This is a genomic window from Rhodopirellula sp. P2 (assembly GCF_028768465.1).
GTDB lineage: Bacteria > Planctomycetota > Planctomycetia > Pirellulales > Pirellulaceae > Rhodopirellula.
This window is the reverse complement of record NZ_CP118225.1, coordinates 6667721-6690625: the sequence shown is the minus strand read 5'-3', so window position 1 is coordinate 6690625 and position 22905 is coordinate 6667721. Positions and strand designations below refer to the sequence as shown.

The window sequence follows — 22905 nt, the reverse complement described above, 5'->3', positions numbered from 1 at the left end:
GAGGGTGAAGGGGAATTGGAAGGGCAACGGGCAACGGGCAACGGGCAACGGGCAACGGGCAACGGGCAACGAGCAACGAGCAACGAGCAACGAGCAACGAGCAACGAGCAACGAGCTAAGAGCTAAGAGCTAAGAGCTCTGCTGCCTCAGTTTCGGGTCAGGTCCCAGGCATTGGACCAAGTGGTTTGGGTTGGCTGCATGCCGAATTCGTTTTCCAGGCGGTCGGCCATGTCGGGCAAGTGGCCGGCTCCGTAGAACACGGCGATGTTCTCTTTGCCGGCATCAAGTTCTTGTTTGAGGATCTCAAAGGCCTTGCGGTTGCGACCTTTGATCAACGTGTTCTCGCCGTTGGCGTCGTCCATGCCGGCGGTCACCAGTTCGATGTCGACCAATTGGCGGGCCATCGCTCGCTTCATGTTCATCGGGCGGTCTTCACCGCTGAACATCGCCACCATCAATCCGGCGTCACCGCCCGTTTTGGCTTGCGAGGCGATGCCGGCACCGAGCATCCGAGCGACCATTTTCCAGATGCTGTCGCCACGCTTTTCAAGGTCCTCGACAAACTCTTCTGGGCTCATGTCCGCATGCCGAAAGTTCTCGGCCATGTAGTCGATCTTTTCGAGTTGGTACTCCAGGTTCAACATGTCTTTCATGCCAGTCTGAACCGATGCCAGAATCGAACGGCGTTCTTCCAAGTCTTCGGGACGGATCCGCGTCCCATCGGGGGCGACCAATTCGTAGAGCACGCAGTCGTACTTCGACAGTTGTTCCTTGAGATCGGCGTAGTACTCGTCTTGTCCGATGTGAACGACGCCGACCAGATCCACGATCGCACCGTCGTATTGTGTGCCGGGCTGGCCGACAAATTGAACGGTCGCGGTTTGCAAGGCGAACGGTTTGTCGTCGACTTCGTGCACCCGAACGTAGGTGGGTTCTTCGGCGGCCGGAGCGTCGTCCACCGGGGCGGGCTCGGTGGGGGTGGTTGTCGCCGGTTCGGTTTCCGCCAGGGGGCGAGGTGGCGTGGCCGATTCCGTTTGCACTGGCGGTTCCGCGACGGGGGTGTCTTGGGCGGAGACAGGTGCGATACCAAACAGGGCTCCCAGACAAACGGCCAACCCGCTGGTGCAAAGGCGGCGCTGGAGAGGTTTCCAAGTGGATTGGAGGGCAACCCGCCAAGCTGAGAGTCGGGGAAGAAAATGGCGTTTCATCGAGATCGCTCAGAGGTCTGTAGGAAAGAGGCGGCCTGCTTTCACCATAGCGCCAGAAACGATTTCCGGCAAGCAAACGAAGGCATCTTGGGGAGGGATGGGCCACGGCACCCAAGCCGCGGCACCCAACAAAGAGGGCAGGTCACAGGCGAGGAAGCGACGCACCGAGGGCGCGATCGGATTCCAGTTCCCTGTGATTCAGCGTTCAATCGGTGGGCCCGGCCAAGCGTGAGGAGGCCAATTCGTCGAGCAAGCCTGCCCAGTCGCCTGCGATGGCGGTCTCGCCCCATTTGGCTCCGATCATCACGCTGTTGATGCCTGAGCCGATGCCCAGCAGCGCGGTGCGGTCTTGGGAGGACAGCTCGCCGGTGGCCGCTGCGGCAGCCACGGTCAAAGGCAAGGCGACCGATCCCGTGTTCCCGAGAGCTGGGAACGTCGCGCTGTCTCGATCGACGGGCAATTGCATGGCTTCCAGCATTCCGATTCGGTGCCGGGAGCCGACCTGGTGACAGATGGAGCGGTCGATTTGGTCGCGGGACCAGCCGGATTGCTGTAGCAGATCGTTCAGGGCAGCGACGCCAGTCGCGATGCCCTCGGCCATCAATGTTTCGGAGTCGGTTTCCATCAACGGTTGCATCCCGGCTCCCGCGGTGTCTTGATCACTCCGGCAGAGAGCGTGGTGGGCAGTGTGGGCGCGAGCGATCGCGTGTTCCAGGGTGGTGGCCTGGGGGTGCAGGTCGCGGTGGGTCAGCAACCAGGCACAGCTGCCGGAGCCGATGGTCAGCGATGCAAACGCGGGCTTGACCGTTCGACGCGTCAATTGAGTGTCCGCGTTCAAGGAGGCGATGGTCGCTTCCATCAAGGGGCGGCTGTTTTCAGTGCCCACCACGATGCCGGCTGAGATCATCCCGGACTGGATCATCGTGGCGATCTGGACCGCGCCATTAAGAACGCCCAAGCAGGCATTGGAAACGTCGTAGACCCAGCAGTTGGGAGACAAACCCAGTTCGTGGTGCACGCGAGAGGCGGTGGCGGGTTCGAGGAAGTCCCGGCAGACGCTGGCGTGAATCAAGGCTCCGATTTGGTCGGGGGCGACGGAGGCGGCTTCGATTGCGTGTCGTCCGCTCTGGATGCTAGGGCCGCTGGGGACCGTGCCGGGCTCCCAGACTCGCCGGCTTTCGATGCCGCTCATCATGGCCAATCGGCCTTCGGGCAGCTTCAGACGGGAATACAGTGGCTGCAGATCCTGTTCGATCTGTTCGCTGGTCCACTGGGCCTGGGGGATGGTGACTCCGATAGAAGCCAACGCGACGTCAGGAAAATGCACAGGTGCGGTCCTTCAAAACCTAAGGCTTTTCGACAAATCGGGCCCTCACTACCTCAGGCCTTCCAACAGGCTGGGTTTGTTTTCCCAGCCCGGGTGACCGTCCGTTCGGTCGTCCAACAGATTACCAGATTGCTTCGGTGGGACGAATCACCAGGGTGGCGAGGGGATCAAACGGAGGGGATTCTGGCAGGGAGTCCTTGCGGCGCAGCACCGCTCAAGCTGCGAGGGATTGCCATCAAATCGGTCTGACGGAAGAATGCCACGCACTGTGTGCTTTGTTCCGCTGACACGCTTGCGGGTCGGAAGCGGGCGGACGGTCCACCCGAATGATTTCGAAAGAATCAATGCGGTGACAGGGGGACAGGCTTGGTTCCCCCCGGTGGGGCGCGAACTTCAGTCTGGAATGCGCAAAAACACCCAGGAAACAGGCAGAATCGGGTGCTTTGCTAGCAAAAAACGCATTTGCTAGCACTACCTGTAGTGTCCACGGGCGACTTTTCCACAAGATATCGTTCTTGCTTGGTGTTGTGAAACTCCGCCTCTAATCTCCCCGCACATCAGACGCGACACCGTCGCCGCGCCGCTTATCATTCACCTCATTGGAAGAGTCCGGGAAGCAAAACGACCAGTTTGTTTCATGATGAGACAGGCTGGATTGGTCTCCCATGATTGCCCTTTTCCCTGCCACAACAGCAGGCGGCATCATGCGGCTGAGACCACGCGGTTTTGATTTTCGCACGATTGGATCCAGCTTCTAACTGCTGGATGCAATGCTTGACCAGTGCGGGCCACACCAAACGCCGATACGAAGAGGATCTTCCCATGACGCGCAAGCCCCTGATTGGTTTGAACGCCGATTTCCGTGCCGCCGCTCGCAGCACCCCCGCGTTTGCTTACATCGCCGCCGGATACTACGAAGCAATCATCAAAGCTGGTGGCATCCCTGTCTTGGTTCCCCCACAAGCCGATGAAGAATCGGTGGCCCGAGTTTTAGACGCTGTCGAAGGATTTTTGTTCATCGGCGGTGGCGACCTGGATCCTCGCAATGACGGATTCATGCTTCACCCAAGCGTTCGTCCGATGAGTGCGGGACGCGAAGACAGCGACCGCATGTTGATGGCCGAAATTGCTGAACGCCGGATGCCTGTCTTCGGAATTGGCGTCGGCATGCAGTTGATCAACGTCCAGCAGGGCGGCAACCTGTTCTTGCACATCAAAGAAGATTTGCCGGAAGCGGTGCCTCACTTTGACGGTCAAGACGTCAATCATCGCCACACGCTGAACGTCGAAAGCGATTCGTTGATCGGACGCGTTTACGGCGACGGCGAAATTCGCGTGACCAGTCGCCATCACATGGCGATTGATGAAGTTGCTCCTGGGTTCCGCGTCACCGCACGCTGCCCCGATGGCGTGATTGAAGCCATCGAAAGCGAAATGATTGACTGGTTCGCTTTGGGAACTCAGTTCCACCCCGAATCCGAGGCTGCTTCGGCACTGGACATTCGGATCTTCGAGGAGTTCGTCGACGCTGTTCGCGAACGCAACCAAGAGGCTCCTGCGAAAGAGGGCGACGAAGCCTACCGTTTGGTTGCTTGAGGATCGAAACCACACTACGGAGAGGACGTTGACGAATTGCACGTTTTGATCCCTTCCCACCGGGTTCGCTGCCCACGGTTTTCCCGCGAGAACCGTTTCCGCCAAAGGATTGGCGGGTTGGCAGCACGGAAGCATCGCCTGATGCGGCGAACCCGGTGAGAATGGGACTCCTTGGCGGGAGTCCCTCGCCTTCAAGGATGAAGGTGGTTGGTGGTCATGGATTGACCCGATTGAAAATGCGATTCGGCAACACAACAAGTCACGGCTGACAAGTTCAACCGGGTGCGTTCCACTGGAGCGTGCCCGGTTTTTCTATGCGCCGGGAGCTCACCTGGATCGGCCACGCACCGGTGACACAAGCTTCTAGCTTCTAGCTTCTAGCTTCTAGCTTCTAGCTTCTAGCTTCTAGCTTCTCGCTTCTCGCTTCTCGCTTCTCGCTTCTCGCTTCTCGCTTCTCGCTTCTCGTGCTCGTGCTCGTGCTCGTGCTCGTGCTCGTGCTCGCCCGGTGGGTTTCCAAGCCCGTCGAATAAGTATGAACCCGAAGCGCGAGCGAGGAACCGCACCTGCCGCCGCTCCGCGGCTTTTGCGTGTGGGACTGTGCCCAGGACCTCGGGTTGAAACCCGAGGCTGGCGGCTGCCACCGCTCCGCGGTTTGTGCTCCCGGATGGTGCCACCCACCATCGGGATCGATCGAATAAGTATGAACCCGAAGCGCGAGCGAGGAACCGCACCTGCCGCCGCTGCGCGGCTTTTGTGTGTGGGACTGCGTCCAGGACCTCGGGTTGAAACCCGAGGCTGGCGGCTGCCACCGCTCCGCGGTTCGTGCTCCCGGATGGTGCCACCCACCAACTGGATCCCGAGCGAGGAACCGCACCTGCCGCCGCTGCGCGGCTTTTGTGTGTGGGACTGCGTCCAGGACCTCGGGTTGAAACCCGAGGCTGGCGGCTGCCACCGCTCCGCGGTTCGTGCTCCCGGATGGTGCCACCCACCAACTGGATCCTCCGCGGTTTGTGGTCCCGGATGGTGCCACCCACCAACTGGATCGATCGAATAAGTATGAACTCGAAGCGCGAGCGAGGAATCGCACCTGCCGCCGCTCCGCGGCTTTTGCGTGTGGGACTGTGCCCAGGACCTCGGGTTGAAACCCGAGGCTGGCGGCTGCCACCGCTCCGCGGTTTGTGGTCCCGGATGGTGCCACCCACCCTCTGGATCGGTAGGGTGGGACGGGGCCTTCTTCCCACCGCGCAGCAAACAAGCTGCACCGGTGAACCGGAGCAGCTTGGCGAATGCTGTGGGGTGCCCGAAGGCAGCGATCAAACGCGGCGACGTTCTTTCAAACGAACGGCTTTGCCGACGCGATCACGAAGGAAGTACAGTTTGGCGCGACGGGTGACACCGCTGCGTTTGACTTCGACTTTTTCGATGCGGGGGCTGTGAACGGGGAATTTACGCTCCACGCCTTCACCAGCCACGATGCGGCGGACGGTGAACATTTCTCGGGAACCTTGGCCACTGCGGCCGATCACGACGCCGGTGAAAACTTGGACCCGCTCTTTGCTGCCTTCCAAAATCTTGGAGTGCACGTCGACGGTGTCGCCGATTTCGAACTGGGGAGCCTCTTCTTTTTGGTTGGCCTTGTCGACCATGTCCATGATGGCGTTGTTCATTTGGGAACCTCTGTGATGTTCAGGAGAGTTTGTTGGGGTGTTCGTTGTTTGGTTCTGAATGCTCGGGCAGCAAATCGCGGCGACGGTCAATCGTTTTCGCCCAGCTTTGTTCAGCTCGCCAGGCGGCGATCGCGGCATGATCGCCGCTGAGCAGAACATCGGGGACGGTGTGGCCTTCGAATTCACGGGGCCGGGTGTACTGGGGGAACTCGAGCATCCGATTACCTCGGCTGAACGAATCATCCAGGCTGCTTTGTTCATCACCGAGCACGCCAGGCAGCAACCGGACGACAGCGTCAATGATGGTCATCGCGGCCACCTCGCCCCCGTTGAGGACAAAGTCGCCAATGCTGATCTCCTCGGGTTGGAGGATATCCAACACGCGTTGATCAAATCCTTCGTAACGACCACACATCAACAGGATGCGGTCGCTGGTGGCGAGGTCTTCGGCCAACCGTTGGTCGAGCCGTCGACCTTGCGGGGTCAACAAAATCTTTCGAGCCGGGACAGCGGCCATGGCGTCCACGTCCCGGACGCAATTCACGGTCGGTTCGACTTGCAACAACATTCCCGGGCCGCCGCCAAAAGGGCGGTCATCGACTTTGCGATGAGGGGTGTCTTCGGCCCAATCGCGGAGGTTGTGTCGCTGAATCTCTACCAAACCACGAGCAATCGCCTTGTCCAGCAAGCTTTGGGTCAGATAACCGTCAAAGATGGCTGGAAACAGGGTGACAACGTCGAATCTCACTCCGTGGTGGCTTCTGCAGCAGGAGCATCGTCGGTCGAAGCTTCGGCAGCAGGTTCTTCTGCGGGGGCTTCTTCCGCAGGGGCTTCTGCCACGGGAGCAGCCTTGGGAGCGGGAGCTTCTGGTGGTGGGGTGTAATCTTTGCGGCGTCCGAGTCGCTCGACGGCAGCCTTTTGGGCTTCCAGGTGCGAACCTTCGGTGCCGTACTTTTTGATCAGCACAGCCACTTTGTCGCTGGGTTGAGCGCCAACGCCGATCCAGTAGTCGACCCGATCGGCCTTCAGCGTGGTGCGGGCGTCGGTTTCGGGGCACATTGGGTCGTAGGTGCCGAGTTCTTCGATCACACGACCATCACGTGGGTTGCGTTGATCCACTGCACAAACACGAAAGAAAGGACGGTGCGTGCGTCCCATCTTTTTCATGCGAATTCTTACTGCCATGTCGGTCGTTTCTCCAAGGAATTGAGGTTGATTTCGGGGGCTGAAGACTGAGGGCTGTACCTGCTCCGGTCTTGGCCCACTTGATCTCGCTCAGCGTTTTTTTCGTTTGAGTTTTCGTTTCAGCTTGTCGCGTTCTTTGCGTTGCTGAGCCTTCTCGGCTGGGGAGAGTCGTTTCCCCGTGCTCTGCTTTGTTTTCAAGCCACCCAAGCGGGGGTCTCCCGACATTGCGTTAGCTTGAATTTGACGCATCATTGCCATCCGATCGCCGCTGCCCTTGCCGGACATCGCTTGCATCATCGGCTTCATCACATCGAATTGTTTGATCAATTGCGTGATGACTGGCGATTGAACGCCAGCACCCTTCGCGATTCGCGTGCGACGAGTCGCATCGATCAGCTTAGGGTTTTTGCGTTCCGCGGGGGTCATCGAATTGATTGCCCCGATAATTTGTCGAAGTTGGCCGCCGGCCGCTTCCGATTCCATCGCTTCTTTGAATTGGCCCATGCCAGGCATCAGGCCCATCATGCGTCCCATCAACCCAGGCTGGGCGACTTTCTGCATCATGTTCTTGAAGTCGTCGAGCGAGAAGTCGCCGCTGGCCATTTTGGCCTCCAGCTCTTCCCGTTCGTCTTCGTCCACGATTCGGTGTGCTTCGCGAGCCGCGGCGACGATGTCGCCCATCTGCAAAATGCGGCTGGCCATGCCTTCAGGGCGGAAGGGTTCCAGAGCATCGAAGTGCTCGCCCGTGCCCATGAATTTGATCGGTACGCCGGTGACTTGTTTGACGGACAGCAAGGCTCCGCCGCGAGCGTCGCCGTCCAGTTTGGTCATCACGACGCCGTCCAGTTCCAACGCGTCGTTGAACGCACCAGCGCTGTTGACTGCGTCTTGACCCGTCATGCCATCGACGACCAAGTAAACCTGGTCGGGCCCGACTTTGCGGTCAATTTTCTTCAGCTCGGCCATCAGTTCGGCGTCGATCGCCAAACGTCCTGCGGTGTCCAAGATGACCACGCGATTGCCATCGCGGCGGGCCATTTCCACACCGGTTTGACAGACCTTGACCGGGTCTTTGTGGTCCGTTTCAGCGTGAACGGGGACGCCAAGTTGCGACCCAATGACCTTGAGTTGTTCGATGGCGGCGGGGCGTTGCAAGTCAGCCGCGACCAGCAAGGGGGTGATGTTTTGTTCTTGCAGCAGCTTGGTCAGCTTGCCACAGGTGGTCGTTTTTCCGCTGCCTTGCAGCCCGCACAGCATGATGATCGTGGGACCATCGGCTTTCAAATTCAGGGCGGAATCGACGGGGCCGAGGGTTTCCACCAGCTCGTCGTAGACGATTCGAACCAGCTCTTCTTGCGGCCGCAGCGACAGGAGAACGCGTTTTCCGAGGGCTTTTTCGGAAACATGGCCCATGAAGTCCTGGACGACGCTGTAGCTGACGTCCGCCTCGAGCAGCGATTGCTCCACGATCTTGAGCCCATCGCGCATATTGCCTTCGGTCAGTTTGCCTTTGCCAGACAAACTTTTGAAAGCGGATTGCAGACCGTCGGAGAGTGAATCGAACACGCGTCGGAAGGGGCGGGCGAAAAAGCGGTTTTTCCAGGAAAGCCCGGCAGTTTATCCAGGACGGCTCCGTTTTGTAAATGGAGAGAACGACGAATTCCGCTGGGAAACGGTTTTCAGGCCTGTTTTAGGGAGGCAGGAGGCAGGAGGCAGGAGGCAGGAGGCAGGAGGCAGGAGCTAGGAGGCAGGAGCTAGGAGCTAGGAGCTAGGAGCTAGGAGCTAGGAGCTAGGAGGCAGGAGCTAGGAGCTAGGAGCTAGGAGGCAGGAGCTAGGAGCTAGGAGCTAGGAGCTAGAAGCTAGAAGCTAGAAGCTAGAAGCTCCCTCGCCCTTCGTGACCTAACGTGTCACGCCGGTCGCGATCCTATGTGTGTCGCCGGGAGGTTCACTCGGCGGCGGATCCCCCCGCAACCGCCTTTTCACGGAAGATCAATCCCATGGCTAAGTTTTACGTTCAATGTGGTGCCCGTTCGTTGGTCGTCGATGCGATGGATGCCGATGCTGCTGCGATGCACAGCGTGGATCTCGCGATGCAGCCCCATCTATGGATCTATGACGACGAAGGGTTGACGGATTCAGACCGTCACAGCCATGTGATGTTGGAGGCTTTGATGCACATGGCAACCGAGGTTCGGGTCAGTGAGCAAGGCTTCCATCGAGAGGATGCGACCCGTTTCGGCACCCCAGACATGGTGCACCAGTGGCATCAAACCATGGTCGGGCTGGCTCGGTTGATGATGGCCGCAGGGCTGGCGTCTCGCCCGATGCGTCAGCTGGCGACCGCCGCCGTGGGGAAATCGGTTGGCAACGCCTCCCCCGAGACCGAGTCCAAGCGTTTGCCTCGCTGAGGGCAGGGTCCAACATTTGTCCCAGTGTTTGCGTGCCTGTTGGTTGTCGTCGAGCACCGTGACGCAAGCGGGTTGGCAGTGACTCGGGTGCGACGAGGCTTGGCGTTGGAGGGCTGCCCGACGGAACAGTTGGGGACAACGGTTCTACTCTGGTGGGCGCACGCTTGTGTTTCGATTGAAGAAGTGAAATGGACAATTTGAAATTGTGAAATCAGGGCGGAAGCTGGCGAGATGTTGGACGCCTTGCTTGGTTTCAACGCCTTGGCTTGGTGAAGTGTTGGTGCCTGGTCCACCACGGGCACTGGCTGGTCGGCTGGCAAGTCAATTTGCAGTTTTTAGTTGTCAATTTAACTTTTTCAATGCTCGCCCGTAGGATGGGCTCTCCGCCCGTCGGCAAGGAACCCCGGCGGGTCAATGAGGCCCCGCACCGCGTCTACGACGGCCCCGTCCGGGGCGGCCTTTCTGTGTTTCGTGATCCAACTCGGGGCTTCCGCCCCGAGCTAACAACGACGGCCCCTCCGGGGCGATGGGGGTGAACCGCTCCAGTCTTCGCTCCGCGGTTGCTGGATCACCAGGCACGCACGATCAGTCGCAGAGCGACGGCAGCCGAGAGCGTTGGGTTTCAACCCAACGTCACGAGAATCGCCATGCGGCGGTTTGCGAGGTGGCGGCTCAGCTGGCGGCTCGCTTGGATTTGTCGCCGCACGGCGAGTTGGCTTGCTCTTGTTTGCCGGGGCTTGGTTGGAATCGGCCTTCGCGGCAGGCCAGGTCGATCGCGTCGTCGAGGACTTGGTTGTAGTAGTTCAGCCGGGTTTCCGCGTGATCCAGCGACCCGCCGAAGGATCGTTCGAGATCCAGGTAGATCAATGGGACGGGCAATTCCGTGACCTGCAGTCCTGCCGCCGCGGCTTCGACCCACAGTTGAAGTGGCATCGCGTAGCCGTCGTCCGTGATTTTCAACGACCGCAGGCCTTCGGTTCGGTAAGCCTTGAAGCCGCAGAACGCGTCGGTCAGCGAGAAGCCGAGTCGGCGGTTGATATCCGCCGTGATCCGGCGGTTGATGAACATTCGTTCTTGGGGAGGTGCGTCGTCGCCTTCGAAGACCTTCAGGTAGCGGCTGCCGGAGACGATGTCGGCGGTCTGGCCTGCCTCGATGAACTCAGGGATCCGGCAGGGTTGGTGTTGCCCGTCGCAGTCCAGTGTGACCACGCCTTCGTAGCCCTGTTGGATCGTGTGGGCGAAGACCGTTTGCAGTGCAGCCCCGTAGCCCCGGTTCTGCGGATGGTGCACGACCGCGACGGATTTAGGCCGCCGTTTGGCCCAGGCGTCCAGGCGTTCCGGGGTTCCGTCGGTGCTGCCGTCGTCGACCACCAGAATCTGGTGGGCGTGCTGCAGCACGTTTTCGAGGACTTCGTCGACGTATTGAGCTTCGTTGTAAACGGGAAGTGCGGTCAGCCAAGGATTCATCATTCGATTTCTCTTTCGGTTCTTTCGCGTGCACTGCGAGGTGCTGGCACTGCATCGGCTTCATCAAAATGTTGTCGAGCCATTGGGTTCCGCCATTCGGTCATGGCGGTCAGGCACTGTTGTTCCGGTGTCGAAAGCAGGCGTTCGGGCGTGGGAAGCAGGCAGATTCCGGGGGCAGCGGAACCCGGTGAACGCCAGTTCCGACGGTGCTTCGTGGTTCATGTTTGGGTTTGCCGTCGATTGTGACAGGTTTTCCTGCATCTTCCCACGATTGCAACCGATGTGCCTCGATGAAGGCCTCACTTCGAAAAACCAAGAAAAAAAACCGAATTGCTTGGCCCAGTTGAGGTTGACGCTGCTGCTGGCCTTCGCCAAACTCCCCCGCTTCGATCGCAACCCAGATCTTTGAGGGTTTCGGTTGTTTAACAAGTGGGAGATTCTGCCGCCGGGCGTTCTTTCAGCCGATCGGAATGATTAGCTGGCAACAACGAGTTCGGGCCAGCGTGGAATCGCCATACCACCCGACACAAATGAGTCGTGACTAAATGGGAAAGAAATCCAAGCGGTATCGTGCCGCCCTCGAAAAACAGCCCAAGGACCTGCTTCCTTTGGGCAAAGCCGTCGAGGTGTTGAAAACATACGACGCCACGAAGTTCGACCAAACCGTCGAAGTTCACATGCGTTTGGGCGTTGATCCAAACCAGGCTGATCAGATCATCCGTGGTTCGCTCGTGTTGCCTCACGGCATCGGCAAGACCCAACGCGTGGTTGTGTTCGCCAAGGGCGACGCTGCCAAAGCGGCTGAAGAAGCCGGTGCGGACGAAGTCGGCCAAGAAGACATGGCCAAGAAGATCAAAGACGGCTGGACAGACTTCGACGTCTGCATCGCCGCCCCTGACATGATGGGATTGGTCGGACCTTTGGGTCGTGTGCTTGGTCCTCGTGGCTTGATGCCCAGCCCTCGTGCTGGAACAGTGACCCCTGACGTCGGTCGAGTCGTCAGCGAGTACAAGGCTGGTAAAGTCGAGTTCCGCAACGACAAGGGTGGCAATGTTCACGCGATGGTCGGCAAGATGAGCTTCGATTCCAGCAAACTCGAAGAGAACATCACGTCGTTCGTGGATTTCATCTCAGCCATGAAGCCTCAGTCCATCAAGGGCACGTACATCAAAGGCGTGGCGATCTGTGCGACGATGACGCCTAGCGTTCGCGTTACCACCTAGCTGCACGGTTTGGCTCGATGATTCGCTTCATCGGGCTGCCCCGGTCAACCAACATCATGGTTGAAAGCGTTGGTTTTCAAATTGATGTTGGAGGATCAATGTTCTTGATCCTACCCCAAACGATCACATCCAACTGCGGCCAAGGTTTGGCTCTTTCGAGTGAAAAAATCCGATGAGTAAATACGTCAAAGAACTGGTGACTCGCGATCTCAAGCGTCGGCTTGAAGGCGTGGAGGATGCCGTGTTGGTCAACTGCTCCGGCCTGGATGCAAATGCGACCAACGAGCTGCGTGGTGAGCTGAGCCAAAAAGACATCCAGATGATGGTTGTCAAAAACTCGCTCGCCCGACGCGCCACTGAAGGCACGTCTCTCTACCCCGCGTTCGATGGAATGAACGGGCAAGTGGCCGTGCTCTGGGGCTCAAGCGACTTCGTCAGTCTGGTAAAGGAAGCCGTCCGGCTGGACAAGGACAAAGAGAAGTTCGAAAAATTCGCCACCACTGGCGGAGTGATGGACGGTGAGAAACTGGATCCAGATGCCGTCAAGGCGGTCAGCAAATGGCCCAGCCGTGAAGAACAAATTTCCATGTTGGTCGGCCAGATGCTTGGCCCAGGTGCAGCACTCAGCGCTGCGTTGCTTGGCCCCGGCAAAACGCTCAACAGCCAGATCAAGTCCAAGGGCGAAGGCGACGAATAGTCGTTTTTGCTCAAGTAGCCGGGGCCTGTGTCCTTGTCCCGGCTTTTTCCCTGAACCATTTCCGAATCACCTTTTTCGTTTTTGAGGTAGTTTGACTATGTCCGATGAAGCAACCGCTGTCGCAGAATTCAGCGCAGAAGCAAAAGAACTTGGCGACAAGATCGCCAACATGACCCTGAAGCAAGCCAAAGAATTGAGTGACTACCTCAAGGATGAGCATGGCATTGAGCCAGCCGCCGGTGGTGGTGCTGTGATGATGGCTGGTCCTGCCGATGGTGGTGGTGCCGCTGAAGTCGAGCAGACCGAATTCGATGTTGTCTTGACCAGCTTCGGCGAAAAGAAGCTGAACGTCGTCAAGGTTGTCAAGAACATCACCGGTGCATCGTTGATGGACGCCAAGAAGATGGTCGAAGGTTGCCCCGCAACCCTGAAAGAAGCTGTCTCGAAAGAAGACGCTGAAAAGGTCAAAGCCGAAGTCGAAGAAGCTGGCGGCTCGGTCGAACTCAAGTAGTTCGAAGCCGGATTGGTTCGTTCGGAGATCGGTCAAATCAGTCAATGATCGTGGATTCATTCAGTTGGGTCCACGGTCATTTTGCTGCGCGGGCAGAGCGGGAATGGGAAGGAGACGCAGGGTCACAGTGAGACCTCTAGCTTCTCGTCGCTCGGCTGCCTCCATCGCCCCGGCAGGGGCCGTCGTTCTTAGCTCGGGGTGGAAGCCCCGAGATGGAAGGCCGAGACGGGAAGGTCGCCCCGGAAGGGGCCGTCGTGGGGGATGGTGGTGTGGTCCCTCGCTCACGCGTCGGGTTGCGATGTCGATGGGCTTGTCACGACTCCCTCGTTGTTGAGGCTTCCGTGTCTCAGTGCGGATGGTGCGATGGGGCAATCAGGATTTGTGAAATCGTGGTTCTCTGGACGCCTGAATTTGTTGCGCGTTGCGACGGGTTTCAGCTAGACTGTGAGTCGGTTTGCATTCGCTGCTGCGCTCTTGTTGATGTGCTCGTGCTGCTTGTTGTGAACACCCTTGAATTTCCTCTTTGAAGTCCCCACGCCCCACCTCTGAACCGTTAGGAACAGCCCGCCATGTTGCCACGTCGTCAATTCTTGCAGTCGCTCGCTGCCACCACCGCCGTCGCTGGAATCGCCAGTTCTCGTTTGTTGGCTCATGCTCACGAAGGGCATGATCATGACCACGCCCCGTTCAAGATTTCGTTGGCGGAGTGGTCGCTGCACCGCACTCTCCGGGATCAGTCGGTTGGGGTCACCAACCTGGACTTCCCGAAGATTTCGAAAGAGCAGTTTGGGATTGATGCGGTCGAGTACGTCAATCAGTTCTTCAAGGACAAGGCTCGTGACGAGAAGTATTTGTCGGAGCTGCAGGGGCGTTGCAATGACAACGGCGTGAAGAGCCTGTTGATCATGGTGGATGGGGAAGGTCGCTTGGGCGATCCCGACAAGGATGCTCGCGCGAAGGCGGTCGAAAACCATCACCAGTGGGTCGACGCGGCAAAGTTCCTCGGTTGCCATTCCATTCGTGTGAACGCAGCCAGCGGTGGTTCGTACCTCGAGCAAATCGGATACGCAGCCGATGGCCTGAGCCAGCTCAGTGAGTACGCGGCCAAGCAAGACATCAACGTGATCGTTGAAAACCACGGTGGTCTGAGCAGCAACGGTGCATGGTTGGCCGTCGTGATGGAACGCGTTGGGATGGACAACTGTGGCACGCTGCCTGACTTCGGCAACTTCTTCATCTCGCGTGGCAAGAATGCGGATGAGTTCGATCGCTATCACGGCGTGCAAGCGTTGATGCCGTACGCAAAAGCCGTCAGCGCCAAGACGCATGACTTTGATGCGGATGGCAACGAGAAGAACACGGACTACTTCAAGATGATGAAGATCGTCACCGAGTTCGGTTACAACGGCTACGTCGGAATTGAATACGAAGGTGGTGGCTTGAGCGAAGCCGAAGGCATTCAAGCCAGCAAGAAATTGCTGGAACGCGTTCGCGACGAATTGGCCAAAGCCTGATTCGCTTTCGCAAGTGTTTCGAAGCGAAAACCCGGCGTACCCCGCCGGGTTTTTTGATGGGCAGGGAAGTGGGAAAGGGCGACAGGCGTAGGCCAGGTTTCACCTGGCGGTGGTTCTTGGCAGGCGGAGGTTGTGCTTTCGAGGCGAGGGGACTGGACGCCTCGCTTTGTTCCAAAGCATCGGCGTGGTTGCCAGGTGGAACCTGGCCTACGGCTGGACCATCAGTTGTTGCCCGGCAGTCAGGCGGTGGCCGCGTTTGAAGTCCAGGCCGGACATTTCTTTTTTGCCGGCTGGCTGAAGTCGCTCGATGATGACTTGGCCGTCGCCGCAACCGATGGCCAGTCCATCGTGCTCGAGCACTCGGCCGACGTTGGCCGGGTCGGCGGCAAACGTTTCCGTGCGGACTTGCCGAATGGCAACTCGCAGTGGTGGTTTGTTTTCGTTCACAGCCGCATGGGTGAAGGCCACCGGCCAAGGCTGCATGCCTCGCACCAGGCAGTCGATTTGGCGAGCCATGGCCGACCAGTCGATCTGAGCTTCGGCCTTGGACAATCGCGGTGCCTTCGAGATCTTTGCCGGGTCCTGTGGCTGGCCAAGCGTCCCGTGAGATTCAAGTGATTCGATCGTTCGCAGTGAATTGATTGCCTCGAGGGTGGCCTCGACGCCCAGTTCGGACAGGCGGATTTCCAAGTCGCCGGAGGTCTCGTCGTCGCCGATCGGTGTGGTGCGAGACGAGACGATCGGTCCGCCATCGAGTCGCGGGGTCATGTGAATCACCGACACGCCGGTTTCGCGGTCGCCGGACAAGAGAGCCCGTTGGACTGGCGCGGCGCCTCGGTAGGCGGGCAGGAGTGAACCGTGCAGGTTGATGCCGCCCAGGCGGGCCGCTTGCAGCGCTTCTGGTTTGAGGATTTGGCCGTAGTCACAAACGACGAGCAGGTCCGCGTTCATGGCGACAAGGCTGGCCACGGTTTCGGGATCATTGATGCTGGCGGGAGCATCAACGTTCAGGTGGTGTGATTCCGCCCATTCTCGAACGGGTTGCGGAGGCGGGCCACCGCGGCTTTTGATGGGCGGCAGCGGTCGCACGAACACGCGGAGGATTTCGTCGCCGGAGGAGTCCAGTTGTTGCCGGATCGCTTCGAAGGAGGGCACGGCAAAGGGGCCCGTTCCCATCAGCACATAACGCAGGGAATCAGCCATTCGAGGTGGTCCCGCCGGTGTACATGGCTTCCCATTCGGCTCGCAGTTGAGCCAGTGTGGCTTCGTCGGCGATTGACCCGGTGCCCTGCTTGGATTCGTAATCGGTTTTGAATTCTTCGAGCTGGTCTTCGAGGTCGCGGAGGCCTTCTTCGCCGATGCGGTCAAAGAACATGATGCCGTCGAGGTGGTCGACTTCGTGTTGGACCACGCGTGCCATGAAACCATCGAGGACTTGGTTGATTTCGTTGCCCTGGAGGTCAAATCCACGCAAGCGAACGGTTTTGGGGCGTTTGACTTGGCCGTAGATGCCCGGCACGCTGAGGCAGCCTTCTTGGGCGGTGTCGTTGCCTTTGGGGCGGTCGATCTCGGGGTTGAGGATCACCCAGGACTCGCCTTCGTCGCGTTTTCCCGTGGGATTGGCGACGAACATGCGGATGGGCAAGTCAACTTGGTTGGCGGCCAGGCCCACGCCGTCAAACTCGTACATCAGGTCGAGCATCTCTTCGGCCATCGACTTCAGCTTGGCATCCACACGCACGATAGGACGACTGGTGTGTCGGAGTGTCGGGTGCGGGAAATGAATGATCGACAACGGCATGATGAAGATGGCAAAAAAACGAAACGGCGGATGAGTTCAATCAATCCCGCAGCTTATCAAACTTCCGGCGGATCATCACGCTCCCAACAGGCAGCGGCGTGCGATCGATCCGGCAATCCGGGGCGATCGGTTCGGCAGCGGTCCACGACGATCGGGCAGCGGTCGGCGAACGAGCAACCGGGATAGAATTTGTCCGGCGAGGGGACTTCGCCTTGCAGGACAATCCGTCGCCGCTCCGCCGCCAGGACCGGGTCCGGAACCGGGACCGCGGACAGCAGAGCCTCTGTGTAGGGGTGTTTGGGATCGGCGTAGAGTTCTTCGGCCGTGCCGAGTTCGGCGATTCGGCCGAGGTACATCACGCCGACGCGAGTCGCGATGTGGCGGACAACGGCTAAGTCGTGAGCGATGAACAGGTACGCCACGCCGAGTCGTTGCTGCAGGTCCATCATCAAGTTGATGATTTGGGCTTGGATCGAAACGTCGAGTGCCGACACGGGTTCGTCGCAAAGGATCAAATCCGGTTGCACCGCGAGGGCACGAGCGATGCCAATGCGTTGCCGTTGGCCACCACTGAATTCGTGTGGGTAGCGATTCAGGAAGCGAGGGTTGAGGCCCACCAATTCCATCAGTCGCAGGACTTCGAGTTGGCGGTCTTTGCCGGAGGCGAGTTTGTGAACGGTGAGCGGTTCGCCGATGATTCCACCGACGGTCATTCGTGGGTTGAGGCTGGCAAAAGGATCTTGGAAAACCATTTGCACGCGGCGTCGGTACGGCAGCATCGCCTTGTCGGACAATCCCGCAATCGATTTGCCGTCAACCAGGACGTCGCCGGAGGTTGGGTGAACCAGGTTGATGATCGCGCGAGCGGTGGTCGATTTTCCGCAGCCGGATTCACCGACCAACCCCAGTGTTTCGCCTTTGGCAATGTCAAACGACACGCCATCGACGGCGCGGATCAGGCCTTGCTCGGGATTGAACAGGGATCCACGTCGAAAGGGGAAGTGAACCTTCAGATCGCGGACTTGCAGCAGCGGTGGGTCCGCGGTGGCGTTGTCGGATCCTTGGGTGGCTTCGTGTGGGGCGTTGACTGCGCTCATGAGGGCATCTCCACATGGCAAGCCGCGAGGTGAGGTTGCACGACGGGCAGATTCGCACCGCCGGCAGGTTCTGTTTTCAATGCCAGCGTTGGTTCTTCACGCTCGCAAACCGGTTGCACGAAGCTGCACCTCGGCGAGAACGCGCAGCCGACGATGGGTTCGGACATGTCGGGCGGGCCACCGGGAATCGCCAGCAGTTTCTCGTGGCGATCGGTGTCAAATCGTGGCAATGAACCGAGCAAGCCAAGTGTGTAAGGGTGTTGGGGGGACGCGAAGAGATCGTTGACGTTGGCCTTTTCGACAATGCGTCCGGCGTACATCACCATCACCCGGTCAGCGACACCCGCCACCACGCCCAAGTCGTGCGTGATCAAGACAATCGCTGTGCCCTTGCGTTCTTGCAGGTCAGCGAGCAGGTCCATGATTTGGGCTTGGATGGTCACGTCCAGTGCAGTGGTGGGTTCGTCCGCGATCAGCAGTTCCGGTTCGCAGGACAGTGCCATCGCGATCATCACGCGTTGCCGCATCCCGCCACTGAATTGGTGCGGGTAATCGCGAAGGCGTTTTTCGGGTGACGTGATCCCAACCATTCCCAGCATGTCCACCGCGCGTGCGGAAGCTTCTTTCTTTGTGAGTCCCAAGTGCAACCGAGTCATTTCGGTCATTTGTTGCTCGATGGTCATCAGTGGATTCAATGCCGTCATTGGATCTTGAAAGATCATCGAGACGTGCCGGCCGCGAACGCTTTGCAGTTCTCGATCAGTCATCTTCAGGAGGTCGCGACCTTGAAACAACGCCGTTCCGGAATCAATTTGTCCCGGCGGTTGTGGGATCAGTCCCATCATCGCCAAGTTGGTGACGCTCTTTCCGCTGCCTGACTCGCCAACGATGCCCACAGTCTCCCCTGCTCGAACATCAAAAGATATCCCGCGGACGGCTTGGACCTGCCCCTCATCTGTTTTGAAGCTGACCTTGAGATCGGCAACCTGGAGGAGCGGTTGGTCGTTCCCGCGAGGGGCGTCGTTTGCGTCGGTTGTTGCGGGCATTGAGGAGGCAGCGGGCGATCCGGGGGCTGGGTTCATCGGTTTTTCATCTTTGGATCCAACGCGTCACGCAAACCGTCGCCTAAGAAGTTCAAAGCGAACAGTGTCATGGCCAGAGCGGCGCCTGGGAAAATCACCACCCACCAAAAAAGTTTGACGCTGGACAGGGCTTCCACACCATCATTGAGCAACAATCCCCAGGACACATCGGGCGGGGCAACGCCCAAGCCCAAGAACGAGAGGAAGGCTTCGAACAGCATCACGGCAGGGATGGTCAAGGTCAGGTAAACGATGACGATGCCGAGCACGTTGGGCACCAGGTGTCGAAACACGATTCGCATCGACGAGGCGCCAATCGTGCGAGCCGATTCGACAAATTGTTCTTGGCGGAGCGACAAGACTTGGCCGCGAACGACGCGTGACATCGTCAGCCAATAGATCGCACCGATGATGATGTAGAAGATCATGATCTGATCGATGCCGTAACTTTCCAGCCAAGCCTTCACGCTCTCTTCGCCCAAAAACGTGACCAGGTAAATCACCACAAAGATGAACGGGATCGAATACAGCATGTCGACGATTCGCATCATCGCGGCGTCGACCCAGCCACCAAAGTAACCGGCGATCGCGCCGTAACTGACGCCGATCACCAAACTGACCAAGGTCGCCACCACGCCCACAACCAGTGAAACGCGAGCGCCCCAGAAAACTCGTGCGAGCAAGTCGCGTCCGAGTTTGTCGGTTCCAAAAATCGATGGCACCGCGTAGTCGCCAAAGATCGCGACGCGAATTTTCACCATCTGGAAAGAGACGCTGCCGAGTTGGTTCCAAAGTTGATTGAAGGGGTGCTCGACTCGGATGCGATCTTGGATCGACTCCAGCTGCTTGGCTTGTTCGGCCGGGTCCTTGGTTGCCATGGCCGCGGCGGTTTCTTCGGCGATGTCGGCTTCAAAGAGCGCCAGTTGGCTGGTCAATTTTCGGTCGGCGAACTTCAGCCCTTCCCGCGATCCCATCGTCACCGATTCGAATGAGGGGGGAAGGAAGCGGCGGTTGTTGAGGTCTTTATCGAGCGGGCTTTGCAGCGGCAGCATCGGCGTGAGGAACGCGACCAGCCCCAAACCGATCAAGAAGATCAGGGAGGTCATGGCGGGACGATTGCGACGCAACCGACGCCAAGCGTCTTTCCAAAGCGAGACACCGCGAATCTTGCGGGATTCCTCCAGCAGTTTCGCGAGCGCCTCTTCGTTCTTGCCTGAATCGGGAAGGTTCATTCCAGTTCGACTCGCGGGTCAATGACAGCGTAGGCCAAGTCAACGATGGTGTTCATCACAAACAGCAGCACGGTGTAGGTCAGCACCATGCCGGTCGCCAGCGTCGTGTCACGCTGAGTCGCGGCATAGATGAAGTGGCTGCCCATGCCGGGCAAGGCAAAGATTTTTTCCAGCACGAGCGAGCCCGTCAGGACGCCTGCCGTGGCGGGGCCGAGGTAGCTGACCACGGGAAGCAACGCGCCGGGCAACACGTGTTTGATGATCACCGTGCGTTTGGGAAGTCCCTTGGCGAACGCGGTGCGAACATGTTCGCGGGTGAGCGATTCCAGCATCCCGGCTCGGGTCAGGCGAGCGATGTAGGCGGCAACGGGCAGTCCCAAGCAAATCGCCGGCAAGGTGACTTGTCGAAGTGTTCCCCAGCCAGCCGCCGGGAACAGCGGGATCAGAAACACGAACAGCAAAATCGCGATCGACGCCAACACAAAGTTGGGAATGGCAATGCCAAGCACCGCCGTTGCCATCATCGCAACGTCGGCCACCGTGCCGCGATAAACGGCAGAGATGACTCCCGCAGAAACGCCCAAGATGATCGCGAAAACCAACGCGAAGATGGCCAGCGAGGCAGAGACAGGGAAGCCTTCCGCGATGACTTGGTTGACGCTGTAGTCTTCCAGTTTGATTGACCAACTGAGGTCACCGCGGCTGAGGATGCCCCAGAGGTAGTCCCAGTACTGCTGCAGTGGCGGTGCGTCGAGGTTGTACCGAGCTCGCATCTGTTGCTCGATCGCAGGAGGCATCGCGCGCTCGGCACTGAAGGGGCTGCCCGGTGCGGCTCGCATCAGCACGAACGAAACGGTGTAAACCGCCCACAGCGTGATGGCCATCCAGCCGAGGCGTCGGATGAGGAATCCGAGCAAGTCTTTCATGGCGTGGGTTCCAATCGAATCGTTTGAAACGGGTGCGTGTCTTGTGGTGTCGGGAACAATCCCTTGACGTTGGGTTTGATGATGTTCAGTCCGACGTAGTAATAGATGGGGATCGCAGGTAATTCGTCGGCCCAGATCGCTTCGGCTTCGGCCAGCAAGTCCATGCGTTTGACTTTGTCGGATTCGGACGCCGCGAGGGAGAGCAGTTCGTCGTAGCGAGGGTTGCTCCACGACGTGTTGTTCTGCGGGCTTTTGCTGAGGAACAGATCCAAGAACGTGTTCGGGTCGGGGTAGTCGCCGTTCCAGGCGGCTCGCGAGATGTCGTACTTCTGTTGCTGTCGCTTGTCGAGGAAGCTGCCCCATTCCATGTTCTGCAGGTCAGCTTTGACGTTCAGGTTGTTCTGCCACTGCTGCTGGATGACTTCGGCGATCGCTCGGTGGCTTTCGCTGGTGTTGTAGAGAATCGTGAACTTGGGGAAGCCGCGTCCGCCGGGATAGCCTGCTTCGGCCAGCAGTTGTTTGGCTTCTTCGAGCGATCCGCGATTGCCTTTGACGTGGGTGTAGCCAGCGATTCCAGGCGGCACCAAGGCGAAGGCAGGTTGTTGGCCAGCCTTGGTGACTTCTCGCACGATCTGTTCGCGATTGATCGCCATCGAAAGCGCCTTGCGAACTCGCACGTCATTCAGTGGCGGACGTTTGGTGTTCAGTTCGTAGTAGTACACCGACAAGTACGGCGCGCCGTGGTAGTCGTCGCGTTGCTTGAGTTCTTCGATCAGGGTGACGGGCGGGTCGGTGACCCAGTCCAGTTCGCCGGTTTCGTACATGTTGAGCGCCGTGTTTTGGCTCTCGATGGACAGGGCGTCGATCGTTTCGATCCCCACCGTGTCGGCGTCGTACCAGCGTTCGTCTTTGACCAACCGGACTCGATCACGCAGTTTTCGAAGGCCGATTTTGTAGGGGCCGCAGGTGACAATGTTCTCGGGCCGTGTCCACATCGGTTTGCCGTGTTCTTCGATGCAGTGGCGAGGCACCGGGAACAGTGGGTAATAAGCGGTCAGGTACGGGAAGTACGGAAGCGGGTCGCGAAGATGCACGATCAGCGTGGAGGGGTCGGGAGCTTCGACGCCGCCCAGTTGATCGAAGGCAACCAGGACATTGTGGGCTCGCTGGGTGTTGTTCTTCGCCAAAGGCGTTTGCAAGTTTTTGGTGTAGGTGACCGTTTCGGTGACCTCGTCCCAGAGGATTTCGTCGCCGTCTTTGCCGGCCAGGTCAACGGTGTACAGCCATTCGGATTGCCAATCGGCAGTGGCCTTGGACTTTTCCTCCTTGGAGGCATCTTCCGGAACGTTGGGCTGGGGCGGTTTGTCGAGCGCCTTCAGGGTGCCGTGAACGATGGTCCCGCGGGGGAAGGTTTGCGGTGCTGGATCGCTGTCGATGGTTTCGCCAGGGCGGTCCCACAATTCGACCTCGACCTTGTCGCCGGGTTGGACGACGCCGGTCGCGTAGGCCTCGGCGTGCTGGACGCCAAACAATTGGAAGTTGTATTCGCAGGCGGTCTCCGGATGCAGCATTCGCGTCCAGGACCAGACAAAGTCAGCCGAGGTGATCGGGACCCCGTCGCTCCAGGTGGCATCGTCCCGCAAGTGGAACGTGTAGGTCATGTTGTCCGGCGAGACTTCGTAAGACGAAGCGATACCCGGCTGAGGCGTCATGGGCTGGACGCCGGTTTCCGGATCGGGGTCGCCTTCTGGCAACTCTTCCAGCAAACCGGTGAAAATGTTGAACAGAATCCGGCTTTCGGGTTGGCCGGTCGCTCGGTGTGGGTCGAGCGTTTTGGGATCGGTGCCGTTCTGAAAGCTGAAGTCAGCCGGCGGCATCGCATCAAATCGAGACGCCCAGATCAGGGACACCATCACCACGATGGCAGCCACAACCAAAAACGCTCGACGAAGTTCCAAAGGCAT

At 58.9% G+C, this 22905-nt stretch carries 20 protein-coding genes; 6 read left to right on the top strand and 14 right to left on the bottom strand.

The genetic code is table 11. The features are described from left to right. Window positions 1-146: 146 nt before the first annotated feature. Both PSR62_RS23515 and PSR62_RS23510 read right to left on the bottom strand, forming a co-directional pair. Entirely contained in the window at window positions 147-1208 is a 1062-nt protein-coding gene (locus PSR62_RS23515) for a hypothetical protein (protein ID WP_274405394.1), read from the bottom strand. A 205-nt stretch (window positions 1209-1413) separates the two neighbouring features. Beyond that, window positions 1414-2535, bottom strand: a complete 1122-nt coding sequence (locus PSR62_RS23510; protein ID WP_274405393.1) for a 3-oxoacyl-ACP synthase III — start codon at window positions 2533-2535, stop codon at window positions 1414-1416. An 822-nt stretch (window positions 2536-3357) separates the two neighbouring features. Here PSR62_RS23510 and PSR62_RS23505 point away from each other — a divergent pair. Next, the gene (locus PSR62_RS23505; protein WP_274405392.1) at window positions 3358-4131 is read left to right on the top strand and encodes a gamma-glutamyl-gamma-aminobutyrate hydrolase family protein; all 774 of its coding nucleotides are present in this window, start codon (window positions 3358-3360) and stop codon (window positions 4129-4131) included. Between the two features lie 1313 nt (window positions 4132-5444). Here the strand turns inward: PSR62_RS23505 and rplS are convergent. The 4 genes from rplS to ffh all read right to left on the bottom strand — a co-directional run bounded on the left by rplS (window position 5445) and on the right by ffh (window position 8549). Further along, window positions 5445-5798 carry a 50S ribosomal protein L19 gene (gene rplS, locus PSR62_RS23500; RefSeq protein ID WP_443217323.1) on the bottom strand — a complete coding sequence of 118 codons (354 nt, stop codon included), beginning with the start codon at window positions 5796-5798 and terminating at the stop codon, window positions 5445-5447. A 19-nt stretch (window positions 5799-5817) separates the two neighbouring features. Then, window positions 5818-6546 carry a tRNA (guanosine(37)-N1)-methyltransferase TrmD gene (trmD, locus tag PSR62_RS23495; protein ID WP_047814466.1) on the bottom strand — a complete coding sequence of 243 codons (729 nt, stop codon included), beginning with the start codon at window positions 6544-6546 and terminating at the stop codon, window positions 5818-5820. Then, a complete protein-coding gene (gene rpsP / locus PSR62_RS23490) occupies window positions 6543-6965 on the bottom strand; it encodes a 30S ribosomal protein S16 (protein ID WP_315852544.1) in 423 nt (140 codons plus the stop codon). Before rpsP ends, trmD begins: the two co-directional genes overlap by 4 nt. Before the next feature lie 108 nt (window positions 6966-7073). Continuing rightward, on the bottom strand, window positions 7074-8549 hold the full coding sequence (gene ffh / locus PSR62_RS23485; RefSeq protein WP_047814468.1) for a signal recognition particle protein: 1476 nt from the start codon (window positions 8547-8549) through the stop codon (window positions 7074-7076). A gap of 431 nt (window positions 8550-8980) precedes the next feature. Between ffh and PSR62_RS23480 the strand changes: the two genes are divergently transcribed. Continuing rightward, window positions 8981-9391, top strand: coding sequence for a hypothetical protein (locus PSR62_RS23480; RefSeq protein ID WP_047814469.1), 411 nt, complete (start codon window positions 8981-8983; stop codon window positions 9389-9391). Window positions 9392-10063: 672 nt separating this feature from the next. Here PSR62_RS23480 and PSR62_RS23475 read toward each other — a convergent pair. Continuing rightward, window positions 10064-10858 carry a glycosyltransferase family 2 protein gene (locus PSR62_RS23475; protein WP_274408288.1) on the bottom strand — a complete coding sequence of 265 codons (795 nt, stop codon included), beginning with the start codon at window positions 10856-10858 and terminating at the stop codon, window positions 10064-10066. A 545-nt stretch (window positions 10859-11403) separates the two neighbouring features. Here PSR62_RS23475 and rplA point away from each other — a divergent pair. From rplA to PSR62_RS23455, 4 genes are all read left to right on the top strand, one after another. Continuing rightward, window positions 11404-12081, top strand: a complete 678-nt coding sequence (gene rplA, locus PSR62_RS23470) for a 50S ribosomal protein L1 (RefSeq protein ID WP_274405391.1) — start codon at window positions 11404-11406, stop codon at window positions 12079-12081. 172 nt (window positions 12082-12253) lie between these two features. Then, a complete protein-coding gene (gene rplJ, locus PSR62_RS23465) occupies window positions 12254-12778 on the top strand; it encodes a 50S ribosomal protein L10 (RefSeq protein ID WP_274405390.1) in 525 nt (174 codons plus the stop codon). A gap of 97 nt (window positions 12779-12875) precedes the next feature. Further along, window positions 12876-13289, top strand: a complete 414-nt coding sequence (gene rplL / locus PSR62_RS23460) for a 50S ribosomal protein L7/L12 (RefSeq protein ID WP_274405389.1) — start codon at window positions 12876-12878, stop codon at window positions 13287-13289. A gap of 569 nt (window positions 13290-13858) precedes the next feature. After that, entirely contained in the window at window positions 13859-14803 is a 945-nt protein-coding gene (locus PSR62_RS23455; protein ID WP_274405388.1) for a sugar phosphate isomerase/epimerase family protein, read from the top strand. Between the two features lie 207 nt (window positions 14804-15010). Here the strand turns inward: PSR62_RS23455 and PSR62_RS23450 are convergent, their stop codons facing one another. Genes PSR62_RS23450 through PSR62_RS23420 form a run of 7 tightly spaced genes read right to left on the bottom strand, consistent with a single transcriptional unit; the run spans window position 15011 to window position 22905 of the window. After that, window positions 15011-16006 carry a methionyl-tRNA formyltransferase gene (locus PSR62_RS23450; protein ID WP_274405387.1) on the bottom strand — a complete coding sequence of 332 codons (996 nt, stop codon included), beginning with the start codon at window positions 16004-16006 and terminating at the stop codon, window positions 15011-15013. Continuing rightward, a complete protein-coding gene (gene def / locus PSR62_RS23445; protein ID WP_274405386.1) occupies window positions 15999-16604 on the bottom strand; it encodes a peptide deformylase in 606 nt (201 codons plus the stop codon). The genes PSR62_RS23450 and def overlap by 8 nt, the downstream gene beginning before the upstream one ends. Window positions 16605-16660: 56 nt before the next feature. Then, a complete protein-coding gene (locus PSR62_RS23440; RefSeq protein ID WP_274405385.1) occupies window positions 16661-17701 on the bottom strand; it encodes an ABC transporter ATP-binding protein in 1041 nt (346 codons plus the stop codon). Next, on the bottom strand, window positions 17698-18747 hold the full coding sequence (locus tag PSR62_RS23435) for an ABC transporter ATP-binding protein (RefSeq protein WP_274408287.1): 1050 nt from the start codon (window positions 18745-18747) through the stop codon (window positions 17698-17700). The genes PSR62_RS23440 and PSR62_RS23435 overlap by 4 nt, the downstream gene beginning before the upstream one ends. Window positions 18748-18779: 32 nt before the next feature. Next, complete coding sequence (locus tag PSR62_RS23430) at window positions 18780-20015, bottom strand: ABC transporter permease (protein ID WP_274405384.1); 1236 nt, start codon at window positions 20013-20015, stop codon at window positions 18780-18782. Then, complete coding sequence (locus PSR62_RS23425) at window positions 20012-20941, bottom strand: ABC transporter permease (RefSeq protein WP_274405383.1); 930 nt, start codon at window positions 20939-20941, stop codon at window positions 20012-20014. The genes PSR62_RS23430 and PSR62_RS23425 overlap by 4 nt, the downstream gene beginning before the upstream one ends. Continuing rightward, on the bottom strand, window positions 20938-22905 hold the full coding sequence (locus tag PSR62_RS23420) for a peptide ABC transporter substrate-binding protein (protein ID WP_274405382.1): 1968 nt from the start codon (window positions 22903-22905) through the stop codon (window positions 20938-20940). Before PSR62_RS23420 ends, PSR62_RS23425 begins: the two co-directional genes overlap by 4 nt.

Bases quoted from the DNA above. Each gene is read 5' to 3' on its own strand.
- PSR62_RS23515 (WP_274405394.1), bottom strand. From the start codon at position 1,208: ATGAAACGCCATTTTCTTCCCCGACTCTCAGCTTGGCGGGTTGCCCTC.
- PSR62_RS23505 (WP_274405392.1), top strand. From the start codon at position 3,358: ATGACGCGCAAGCCCCTGATTGGTTTGAACGCCGATTTCCGTGCCGCC.
- rplS (WP_443217323.1), bottom strand. From the start codon at position 5,798: ATGAACAACGCCATCATGGACATGGTCGACAAGGCCAACCAAAAAGAA.
- rpsP (WP_315852544.1), bottom strand. From the start codon at position 6,965: ATGAAAAAGATGGGACGCACGCACCGTCCTTTCTTTCGTGTTTGTGCA.
- PSR62_RS23480 (WP_047814469.1), top strand. From the start codon at position 8,981: ATGGCTAAGTTTTACGTTCAATGTGGTGCCCGTTCGTTGGTCGTCGAT.
- PSR62_RS23475 (WP_274408288.1), bottom strand. From the start codon at position 10,858: ATGAATCCTTGGCTGACCGCACTTCCCGTTTACAACGAAGCTCAATAC.
- rplA (WP_274405391.1), top strand. From the start codon at position 11,404: ATGGGAAAGAAATCCAAGCGGTATCGTGCCGCCCTCGAAAAACAGCCC.
- rplJ (WP_274405390.1), top strand. From the start codon at position 12,254: ATGAGTAAATACGTCAAAGAACTGGTGACTCGCGATCTCAAGCGTCGG.
- rplL (WP_274405389.1), top strand. From the start codon at position 12,876: ATGTCCGATGAAGCAACCGCTGTCGCAGAATTCAGCGCAGAAGCAAAA.
- PSR62_RS23455 (WP_274405388.1), top strand. From the start codon at position 13,859: ATGTTGCCACGTCGTCAATTCTTGCAGTCGCTCGCTGCCACCACCGCC.
- PSR62_RS23450 (WP_274405387.1), bottom strand. From the start codon at position 16,006: ATGGCTGATTCCCTGCGTTATGTGCTGATGGGAACGGGCCCCTTTGCC.
- def (WP_274405386.1), bottom strand. From the start codon at position 16,604: ATGCCGTTGTCGATCATTCATTTCCCGCACCCGACACTCCGACACACC.
- PSR62_RS23440 (WP_274405385.1), bottom strand. From the start codon at position 17,701: ATGAGCGCAGTCAACGCCCCACACGAAGCCACCCAAGGATCCGACAAC.
- PSR62_RS23435 (WP_274408287.1), bottom strand. From the start codon at position 18,747: ATGCCCGCAACAACCGACGCAAACGACGCCCCTCGCGGGAACGACCAA.
- PSR62_RS23430 (WP_274405384.1), bottom strand. From the start codon at position 20,015: ATGAACCTTCCCGATTCAGGCAAGAACGAAGAGGCGCTCGCGAAACTG.
- PSR62_RS23425 (WP_274405383.1), bottom strand. From the start codon at position 20,941: ATGAAAGACTTGCTCGGATTCCTCATCCGACGCCTCGGCTGGATGGCC.
- PSR62_RS23420 (WP_274405382.1), bottom strand. From the start codon at position 22,905: ATGCCTTTGGAACTTCGTCGAGCGTTTTTGGTTGTGGCTGCCATCGTG.